The sequence below is a fragment of the Burkholderia sp. Ac-20392 genome (assembly GCF_017104585.1).
Taxonomy (GTDB): domain Bacteria; phylum Pseudomonadota; class Gammaproteobacteria; order Burkholderiales; family Burkholderiaceae; genus Burkholderia; species Burkholderia lata.
In genome coordinates this window covers 1-9,327 of record NZ_JAAGPB010000347.1, presented here as the reverse complement: position 1 = coordinate 9,327, position 9,327 = coordinate 1, and the positions used below count along the sequence as shown (strand labels likewise).

The following is a 9,327-nucleotide window of genomic DNA, read 5'->3' as shown; positions in this document are numbered from 1 at the left end:
TCGACCGCGTGCGCGTCGAGGTCGAATACCGTCAGCGCGTGGCCGGCTTTCAGCAGGTTGGCGGCCATCGGGCCGCCCATGTTGCCGAGTCCGATGAATGCGATTTCCATGTGCAGGCTCCCCGGGGTCAGCGCAGCGCGATCGTCGTGTTCACGCCGCCGGCCGTCGCGTCGTCGTCGAACCAGCGCGCGGTGACCGTCTTGGTCTGCGTGTAGAACTGCACGACCTGCTTGCCGTACGGGCCGAGATCGCCGAGCTTCGAGCCGCGCGAACCCGTGAAGCTGAAGTAGGGCACCGGCACCGGAATCGGGATGTTGATGCCGACCTGGCCGATGTCGATCTCGCTCTGGAACTTGCGCGCAGCCGCGCCGCTCTGCGTGAACAGGCCCACGCCGTTGCCCATCGGGTTGCGGTTGACGAGCGCGATCGCTTCGTCGAGCGTGTCGGCTTCGAGCACGACCACCACCGGCCCGAAGATTTCTTCCGTGTAGATCGACATGTCGGTCGTCACGCCCGAGAAGATCGTCGGGCCGACGAAGTTGCCCTGCTCGTAGCCGGGCACCTTCACGTCGCGGCCGTCGAGCAACAGCGTCGCGCCTTCCTTCACGCCCGCGTCGATCAGCGACAGGATGCGTTCCTTCGCGGCCTTCGACACGACCGGCCCGACGTCCGTGCCGGCTTCCGCGCCCGCATTGACCTTCAGCGCCTTCGCCTTCTCGACGAGCTCCGGCAGCCAGTCGCGCGCCTTGCCGACCAGCACGACGACCGACGTCGCCATGCAGCGCTGGCCGGCCGCGCCGAAGCCCGCGCCGACGAGTGCGTTGATCGACTGCTCGCGGTGCGCATCGGGCAGCACGACCGCGTGGTTCTTCGCGCCCATCATCGACTGCACGCGCTTGCCGTGCTGGCTGCCGAGGTTGTACACGTGGGTGCCGACCCGCGTCGAGCCGACGAACGAGATCGCCTTGATGTCCGGGTGCGTGCAGAGACGGTCGACCACCGTCTTGCCGCCGTGCACGACGTTCAGCACGCCTTGCGGCACGCCGGCCTCGATCGCGAGCTCGACGAGCTGCATCGTCGACAGCGGATCCTGCTCCGACGGCTTCAGCACGAACGTGTTGCCGCAGACGATCGCCATCGGGAACATCCACAGCGGAATCATGCCGGGGAAGTTGAACGGCGTGATGCCCGCGCACACGCCGATCGGCTGGCGCAGCGTGTAGGTATCGACGCCGCCCGCGACGTTCTCCGCGAATTCGCCTTGCTGCAGCGTGCCGATCGAGCAGGCGTGCTCGACCACTTCGAGGCCGCGGAAGATGTCGCCCTGCGCGTCGGGCAGCGTCTTGCCTTGCTCGGCCGTCAGCGTGTGCGCGATCCGTTCGAGATTGCGGCGCACGAGATCCTGGAACTTCAGCATGATGCGCAGCCGCGCGCCGATCGGCGTCGTCTTCCACGTCTGGAACGCGCGCTGCGCGGACGCGATCGCGGCGTCGACCTCGTCGAGCGTCGCAAACGGCACGCGGCCGATCACTTCCTGCGTCGCGGGGTTGACGATGTCGCCCCATTCGGCGCTTTGCGATTCGACGAACGCGCCGTCGATCAGCAGCTTGGCGGTGGGCAGGGCGAGGGTGGTCTGGGGAACTGCGGCGTTCATGGATGTCTCCGTAAAGCGGTGTGACGATGAAAAGGGTGTCTGCTTCCGCCGCGCGTCCATGTGCGTCGGGCAGCAGGCTGAACTGAAATCGATCGAATGCAGGCCGGCATGCTCACGCGCGTGCCGGGCGCATCAGTGCGGTACACACGAGCGCGAACACGCCGAAGCCGACGAGGTACGCGATCACGTAGTGCGGCTGGCCGCCGCCGGCCTTGAGCAGCGACGTCGCGATCATCGGCGCGAAGCCGCCGCCGATCACGCCGGCGAGCTGCACCGACAGCGAGATGCCGCTGTAGCGGATTTCCGCCGGGAACTGCTGCGCGAACAGCAGCGATTCCGGCGCATAGAGGATCGGGAACACGACGCCGAGGCCGAGCACGATCGCCCACCATGCGTACGACGTCTGCTGCGTGCCGAGCATCATGAAGAACGGTGCGGCGAACATGCACATCAGCACGAGGCCGATCGCGAACATCCGGCGCTGGCCGATGCGGTCGCTCAGGTGGCCGCACAGCGGCATCGTGACGAGCGACAGCGCCGCGCCGGCCGTGATCGCGTGCAGCATCTCGGCCTTCGGCAGATGCAGCTGCTGCGTCGCGTACGCGAGTGCGAACGTGACGACCATGTAGAACCACGTGTTCTCGGCGGCGCGGGCGCCGACGATCGTCAGCACCTCGCGCGGATGGCGGCGCAGCGCGGCCGTCACCGGCGACTTCTCGGCCTTGCCCTGGCGCTGCATCTTCTCGAAGTCGGGCGATTCGGGCACCTTCGCGCGGATGAACCAGCCGAGGCCGACGAGCGCGATGCTCGCGAGGAACGGCACGCGCCAGCCCCACGACAGCATGTCGGCTTCCGGCAATGCGGCCACCGCGGCCATCGCGACCGACGACAGGATCAGGCCGAGCCCGACGCCCGTCTGCGGCAGGCTGCCGAACAGCCCCTTGCGGCCTTTCGGCGCGTGTTCGACGGCCATCAGCACCGCGCCGCCCCATTCGCCGCCGACGGCCATCCCCTGCAGGAAGCGCATCGCGATCAGCAGCGCGGCGGCCCAGTAGCCGATGCTGTCGTACGACGGGATCAGCCCGATGATCATGCTCGGCACGCCCATCAGCAGCAGCGTGATCATCAGCATCGACTTGCGGCCGATGCGGTCGCCGAAGTGGCCGAACACGATGCCGCCCATCGGCCGGCCGATGAAGCCCACCGCGAACGTGCCGAATGCGGCGAGCGTGCCGACGACCGGGTCCAGCGACGGGAAGAAGATGCGGTTGAAGACGAGCGCGGCGGCCGTGCCGTAGAGGAAGAAGTCGTACCACTCGATCGTGGTGCCGGCCATGCTGGCCCAGCCGGCCAGTAGGTAGTGCTTCGCGGTGCGCTCGGGCGCCGGCGCCGCGACTGTCGCATGCTCATCGAGGGTGGATCGCGTCTGCATGGTGTCTCCGTGGTGGTGCCGCGGCTCGTGGTCCGCAGGTCACGGTCGAGTATAGTTATGCGCGGATTCATCATGTACCGATAAAGAAACCGGTTGGATGTGCATTTATGCATATCGACGGCCGGCCCGGAGACTTCAGCCCCTTTTTATCTCGCTCATGCGACACGCCACCGAGCCGGTTTCCGGCAACCTGAACTGGGACGACCTGCGCTTTTTCCTCGAAGTCGCGCGCACGCAGCGCGCGAGCGGCGCCGCGAAGCGGCTGGGCGTCGACTACACGACCGTCGCGCGGCGCATTCGCGCGCTCGAGGCCGCGATGGGCACGCTGCTGTTCGACAAGTCGCGCTCCGGCGGCTTCACGCTGACGGCCGAAGGGCAGCGGCTCGTCGCCTATGCGGACGCGATGGAGACGACCGTGCAGTCCGCGTGCGACCAGGTCGCGAACACGGGCGAGGCGCTGTCGGGCCACGTGCGGATCGGGTCGACGGAAGGGTTCGGCTGCTTTTTCCTCGCGCCGCAGCTCGCGCAGTTTCGCGCCGAGCATCCGCACGTGACGGTCGACCTGCTGCCGGTGCCGCATTTCGTCAACCTGCCCAAGCGCGAGGCGGATCTGGCGATCACGCTCGAGCGGCCCGAGCGCGGCCCTTACGTGGTCACCAAGCTGTGCGACTACCAGCTGCGGCTCTATGCGACGCGCGACTATCTCGCGAACCACGCGCCGATTACCTGCACGGACGATCTCGCGCAGCACGCGTTCATCAGCTACGTCGACGATCTCGCGTTCAGCAACGAACTGCTGTATCTGGACCGCGCGGTGCCGGGCGCGACGGCCGGGCTGCGCACGACGAGCGTGATCGCGCAGTATTTTGCGGCGCTGCAGGGCGGCGGGCTCGCGATCCTGCCGTGCTTCATGGCGGCCACGCAGCCGGCGCTCGCGCCGGTGCTGCCGGACGACGTGGTCGTCACGCGGTGCTTCTGGCTGACGTGCCGCGAGGATCTGCGCAAGCTGCGGCGCGTGACCGCGCTGTGGGATTACCTGCGGGCGGCGGCGGACGCGAATCGCGCGCTGCTGTCGGGCGAAACGGGGACGCTGAGGTTCGTCGGCGAGCCGGAATAGCGCGCGACGTGGCCGCGGCGAAAGCGGCTGTGCGGTTCATTGCGCGAACACGACCCGGCGGCGAACCTGCCGGCAAGCGAAGCATTGAAGCATCGGGGAACCGGGGGCAAGACAGATGGCATGGACGCATGCGGGCAAGGTCTTCGTGGTGTGTGTGGCGGTCTTTGCCGTGGCCGCTTATTGGCTCGCGTCGCGCATGGTGCGCCGCCAGTCCGGCGGCAAGCGCGGTGCGAAGGGGGCGCCGAATCGCGGCGCGGTCGCGTTCTGGTGGCTCGTGTGCTTTTGCCTGGTGTCGCTGTTCTTCCCGTTCGCGTACTGGATCGGCGACGAGTTCTACGTTCTGGCCGTCTCGCCGAAATACGAGGCGACGGTCGTGTCCTACACGTCCGAGTGGGATACCTGCGAGCGCCGCGACAGCGACGGGCGGACCGAACGGTATCAGTGCCTGAAATACACGTCGATACTGGAAGCCGCGCTGCCCGACGGCAAGCGCGTGGTGATGCCGGGCAACGTCCGTTCCGGCGGCGCGCCGGAAATCGGCGAGCGGATCGATGTCGTGTGGCCGCCCGGTGCGGATCAATGGCACGAACGCAGCGTGCGCAGCGTCGGCCTGCTGGCCGGCGGCGCGGTGATGGTCGCGATGATCGGGTACTTCATTTACCTGATCGCGGCGTACGGCGCTGGCCGCAACATCGACCGCGCGGCGCGCTTCGGCGTGGCGGTGGTGATGAACGGGCTCGTGCCGCTCGGCGCGCTGCTGATGGAAATCGGGTTCCTGAGCGTGCCTTACCGCTACTGGTTGAAGGGGAATCCGGAGGCGTGGCCGGTGTGGGTGCTGGCGCTCTGCCTGCTGTTCGCGCTCTCGCTGCTGCCGTTGCTGATCATCTATGCGCGAACCGCCTGGCGCGCGGTCGTGAAGTAACGGAGGTGGCGGGGCGGTTGTGACATCATGTGCGAACCGACAGCCGCCAGGAGACGGTCGTGGAAATTCATTCGCAGTGGACGTTCGATTGCCGGCCCGAGCATGTCTGGCCGCATTTCCTCCATGCCCGGATGGACGATACGCGGCCGTTGCTGTTCCGCCTCGGCGTGCCGAAGCCGGTCAGTTGTCGCGTGCTCGAAGGCGTACCGGCCGTCGGCAACACGCGGCAGTGCACGACCGATCGCGGCACCATCGACCAGCGGATTCTCGTGCTCGACGAGCAGCGCCGGCTGCGTTACCGGATGGTGGCGTCGACGGTGTGGTGCCGCGACTGGGTCGGCCTGCTCGAGGACGAATTCACGCTGACACCCATCGAAGGCGGCAGGACGCGCGTCGAACGGCGCACCGTGTTCAGTGCGCGCGGCCTTTTCAAGCCGGTTCGGCAGATCGGGTTGTGGCTCGCGCTGCAGCAGGCGCACCGGTATGCGGCCCGCAACTGGCGGCGCCTCGCGATGGCGGCGCAGGGGCAGGCAGTCGCGATGGAGCCGGCGCGCTAGGCCTGGCGCGCCGCGGGCGCGTAATAGATTTGCCCGATATCCGTGTCGCGCACCTGGCCGTTGCGTTCGGCCTGGGTGCGCGTATCGAGGAAATCGAGCGTGCACAGCTCCGGTCGGCCCAGCGCCTTCAGGATGCTCGACGTGCGCCACGCCGGCAGCCAGTCGGACCACGACAGCCGCACGCCCACGAGCAGCGCGAGCAGGACGCCCACCGCGAGCGGCCCGCCCAGCAGCATGGCCAGATCGATACCCAGGTCGGAAAAGCCGCCGTCGCTGGTCCATAGCACCAGGATCATGATCGGGATGAGCAGGCAGTTCATGCCGATGAACATCCATTTCCACGCCAGCCACAGGCTGTGCGCGAGGCCTGCCAGCCCTGTGTCGCTGCACGCGTGATCCATGACCATGCGGCGCCGGTCGGGAGACGACAGCGCGAACAGGCGGCCGCGGCGATCGACTACGGCAACCACGTCGTCGCCGACGTTGAAGCACTGCCCGCCCAGGAACCCGCGGTACGACTCGCCGCCGATTTCGATTTCCACCGGAAGCTTCGCGAACAGGATCTTGCCGTTCTTCCCGACGGTCACGTACGCGTTTTCCGAGACGAAAGTCTTGGTCTCGCGCAGGTTCGCGTATGACCACGTCGCCGGATGCTCGACCTTGTCGGCCGCGGCGTTCAACCGGGCCAGGATGAGGTCTTCGTCGGTTTGCTGAAACACCAGCGCGTTGGCCGCGGCCCCGTTGCCGGTGAGTGCGGCCATGATCGGCACCACGTTGTGCGTGAACCAGTAGCCGAGCGATTTCTTGCGGGCTTCAGGGTCGACGGGCGGCACCTGGCGGCTGCCGGCCGTGCCTTGGTCGGGGCGCTCGAGAAAGCGCATCGCGGTCAGTTTGCCTTCGACAAGACGCAGGGGTGACGACATAAGGGTAGGCGGCCGCGACGGGACAGGACAGGGTTTGCGGAGTCTACCAGTCGTCTGTCGTCGCGCCTGACGCGCTCGATGCGCCATCCCGCCGGCGCTGCATCGCGGCCGGCCACGCCGCGATCACGCGCCGGAATCCGGCATTCAACCCGGGCAGCCGAGCCGGTCCGCGAGTTCGTTCAGGTCCCTGACGTCGAAGTCCCACGCGTCGTCGGCTTTCAGGTCGGTCGTCTGGCCCGGCCCGTGTTCGGTCGGCCGCAGCACGAACGCGGTCGACAGCCCCTGCCGGCGCGCGGCCGCGAGATCGCCGTTGTGCGCGGCGACCAGGCACAGCTCGGCCGGTTCGACGCCGAGAATCTCGACCGTATCGCTATAGACCTGCGGCGACGGCTTGTACGCGCGGACGACTTCCGCGCCGAGAATCGCATCCCACGGCAGCCCCGCGCGTTTCGCGACGTCGACCATCAGCCGGATGTTGCCGTTCGACAGCGGCGCGATGATGAAGCGTCGCTTCAGCCGTTGCAGCGCCGCGACGGCGTCGGGCCACGGGTCGAGGCTGTGCCACGCGAGGTTGAGCGCGTCGATATCGGCGTCCGGCACGTCGACGATCCCGTAGCGGTCGAGCGTGCGGACGAGGTTCTCGCGGTGCAGGACGTCGAGCCGCACGTAGCGGCGACGCCCGCTGCGGATTTCCTCCATCGACGGCGAATATTCGGCCCGCCACGCATCGGCGAATTCGAGCGGGTCGAGCGCGGGTGCGTAGCGGTCGAGGAACGCGGCGGCGCCGCGTGCGACGCCGCTTCTCCAGTCGACGATCGTTCCGAAGACATCGAAAACGAGCGCCTTGATTTCGGCAGGGTTCGTCATGGTGATCCAGTGAGGGTCGATCGATGAGGTGTCGAATCGCCGTGCCGCCTGACTGCGCGACGCCGGTTCGGTCATCATTGAATCACGGATACGGAAAGGCGGTTTGGCCGGTCGCGAGGTCGTCCGGTTTGCGCCGCCTCCGGAGGCGCGTGAGTTCTCAATGCCACTTGCGGATCTGCACCTGCACCTTCCCGTCCCGAATCGGCATCACATCGGGACTATCCTCTCCGACTTCGCTCGCGATCAGGTCGTTCAGGCGGCCGTTCATCGCGAGCAGCAGCTCGCCGTGCTGTTTCCGGTCCATCGCGAGATTGCGCATCTCGCCCGGATCGCTCGCGATATCGAACAGCTCGACGTCGTTGCGCGCGAACAGGTCCTCCATCGTCGTCGGCCGGTTGAATTCGAGCGGCGAGAAATAGCGCGTGAACCGGTAGCGGCCGTCGAACACGCTGCGGATCGTGCCGCGCAACCGGAAATCCGGCTGCTGCGCGAGCGCGCGGCGCAGCAGCTCGTCCTCCGGCACGCCTTTCTGGCGCATCGTGCCCAGTTCCTTCAGCATCCATTCGCTGTCGTAGTAGAGCAGCATCGCGTAGTTGAACAGCGTGGCGTCACGTGCTGCGTGCAGCTTTGCCCCGGCCGGCTTCGCGAGCCAGTGCGTCAGGTCGTGCCCTTTGAGCGCGCTGCCGCGGATCGACGCGAGACGCGCATCGTCGAGGCCGGTGAGCCCGAGCAGCGTCGGCGCGATGTCGATGTGCGACGTCAGCGCATCGCACTGCATGCCGCCCGGATACGCAGGATGGCGGATCACGAGCGGCACGTGGTTCTGCGGCTGGTACGCGGTGGCGCCCTTGCCGACGAGCTGGTGCGCGCCGATGTGATCGCCGTGGTCGGCCGTCATCACGACGATCGTGCGTTCGTCGAGGCCGAGCGCCTGCAGCGACTGCAGCAGGCGCACGACGTGCGTGTCACAGTCGCGCACGCAGTTGAAGTAGTTGTCCTGATAGATGCGCAGGCGTTCGTCGGTGAACGGATAGCGCCCGACGAGGTTCGCATGCGCGGCGTTGAACATCCCGTGCGCGGGCGGCCGCCCCGGTTCGTCGTACGGTTGCCGCCGCGATGCCGCGAGCGGCTCGTCGTGCCACGACGTGCGATACAGCGCGTCGTTCGGCGGCGGCGCGTTGCCGAGCATCGGGTGGTTCGCGTCCTGCACCGTCGAGCCGTTCGTGTCGGTGTTCACGAACATCGCGTCGTGCGGGTTCACCAGATTCACCGCGAGGAACCACGGTTTGCCTTCCTTCGCGAGACGCGGCGCGTGGTTGCGCATCCAGCTCACCGCGGCCTCGGCCGTGATCCCGTCGTACTGGTAGCCGCCGCGCACCATCCCGATCAGGTCGCCCACGCCGAAATAGTCGTCGAAACCGTACGACCGGATCGTGCGGTTGTAGTCGGCCACCGGCGCCGTGTACGGGCTTGCGGTTTCGTGCATCGACGCGCTCAGGTGCCACTTGCCCAGATACGCGGCGTAGTAGCCGGCGTCGCGCAGCATGTGGCCGACGGTGCGCACGTCCGGCGACATGTCCTTCTGCCAGGGCACGCCCGCGTTGTCGAGCACGCCGGTGTGCTGGATGTGCTGCCCGGTGTACACCGTCGAGCGCGACGGCGAGCACACGCACGCGGCGATCTGGTGGTGCATGAACGTGATGCCGTCGCGGCGCAGCGCTTCGCGGCCCGGCACCGGAAACGGCCAGCGGTCGAAGTGGCGCTCCTGGTCGGTCAGGATGAACAGGATGTTGTAGCCGGCCGGCGGCGCGGCGGGCGCGGTCGTCGCGCCGTGGAACGCGGGTGCGGGATCGAA

General features: G+C 67.6%; 9 protein-coding genes. 3 read left to right on the top strand and 6 right to left on the bottom strand.

The features are described from left to right. The 3 genes from G3N99_RS28380 to G3N99_RS28370 all read right to left on the bottom strand — a co-directional run. The coding region (locus G3N99_RS28380) for an NAD(P)-binding domain-containing protein (RefSeq protein ID WP_206124045.1) at window positions 1-110 on the bottom strand (110 nt) is incomplete at its 3' end. Between the two features lie 17 nt (window positions 111-127). Then, on the bottom strand, window positions 128-1,654 hold the full coding sequence (locus G3N99_RS28375; protein WP_174936032.1) for a CoA-acylating methylmalonate-semialdehyde dehydrogenase: 1,527 nt from the start codon (window positions 1,652-1,654) through the stop codon (window positions 128-130). A 112-nt stretch (window positions 1,655-1,766) separates the two neighbouring features. Further along, complete coding sequence (locus G3N99_RS28370) at window positions 1,767-3,086, bottom strand: MFS transporter (RefSeq protein WP_174936030.1); 1,320 nt, start codon at window positions 3,084-3,086, stop codon at window positions 1,767-1,769. 157 nt (window positions 3,087-3,243) lie between these two features. Here G3N99_RS28370 and G3N99_RS28365 point away from each other — a divergent pair, with 157 nt between their 5' ends. The 3 genes from G3N99_RS28365 to G3N99_RS28355 all read left to right on the top strand — a co-directional run bounded on the left by G3N99_RS28365 (window position 3,244) and on the right by G3N99_RS28355 (window position 5,682). Further along, window positions 3,244-4,203 (top strand): LysR family transcriptional regulator, encoded by a 960-nt coding sequence (locus G3N99_RS28365; protein WP_206124044.1) that lies wholly within the window; start codon window positions 3,244-3,246, stop codon window positions 4,201-4,203. A gap of 115 nt (window positions 4,204-4,318) precedes the next feature. Continuing rightward, complete coding sequence (locus G3N99_RS28360; RefSeq protein ID WP_206124043.1) at window positions 4,319-5,125, top strand: uracil permease; 807 nt, start codon at window positions 4,319-4,321, stop codon at window positions 5,123-5,125. A 59-nt stretch (window positions 5,126-5,184) separates the two neighbouring features. Next, a complete protein-coding gene (locus G3N99_RS28355; protein WP_174936025.1) occupies window positions 5,185-5,682 on the top strand; it encodes a hypothetical protein in 498 nt (165 codons plus the stop codon). Here the strand turns inward: G3N99_RS28355 and G3N99_RS28350 are convergent. From G3N99_RS28350 to G3N99_RS28340, 3 genes are all read right to left on the bottom strand, one after another. Beyond that, window positions 5,679-6,605, bottom strand: coding sequence for a hypothetical protein (locus G3N99_RS28350; RefSeq protein WP_206124042.1), 927 nt, complete (start codon window positions 6,603-6,605; stop codon window positions 5,679-5,681). The genes G3N99_RS28355 and G3N99_RS28350 overlap by 4 nt on opposite strands. A 144-nt stretch (window positions 6,606-6,749) precedes the next feature. Next, a complete protein-coding gene (locus G3N99_RS28345) occupies window positions 6,750-7,472 on the bottom strand; it encodes a haloacid dehalogenase type II (RefSeq protein ID WP_174989776.1) in 723 nt (240 codons plus the stop codon). Between the two features lie 157 nt (window positions 7,473-7,629). Beyond that, window positions 7,630-9,327, bottom strand: a 1,698-nt coding sequence (locus G3N99_RS28340) for a sulfatase-like hydrolase/transferase (RefSeq protein WP_206124041.1), incomplete at its 5' end; no start/stop codon positions are given.

Coding starts and splice junctions, on each gene's coding strand:
- G3N99_RS28375 (WP_174936032.1), bottom strand. CDS start 1,654: ATGAACGCCGCAGTTCCCCAGACCACCCTCGCCCTGCCCACCGCCAAG.
- G3N99_RS28370 (WP_174936030.1), bottom strand. CDS start 3,086: ATGCAGACGCGATCCACCCTCGATGAGCATGCGACAGTCGCGGCGCCG.
- G3N99_RS28365 (WP_206124044.1), top strand. CDS start 3,244: ATGCGACACGCCACCGAGCCGGTTTCCGGCAACCTGAACTGGGACGAC.
- G3N99_RS28360 (WP_206124043.1), top strand. CDS start 4,319: ATGGCATGGACGCATGCGGGCAAGGTCTTCGTGGTGTGTGTGGCGGTC.
- G3N99_RS28350 (WP_206124042.1), bottom strand. CDS start 6,605: ATGTCGTCACCCCTGCGTCTTGTCGAAGGCAAACTGACCGCGATGCGC.
- G3N99_RS28345 (WP_174989776.1), bottom strand. CDS start 7,472: ATGACGAACCCTGCCGAAATCAAGGCGCTCGTTTTCGATGTCTTCGGA.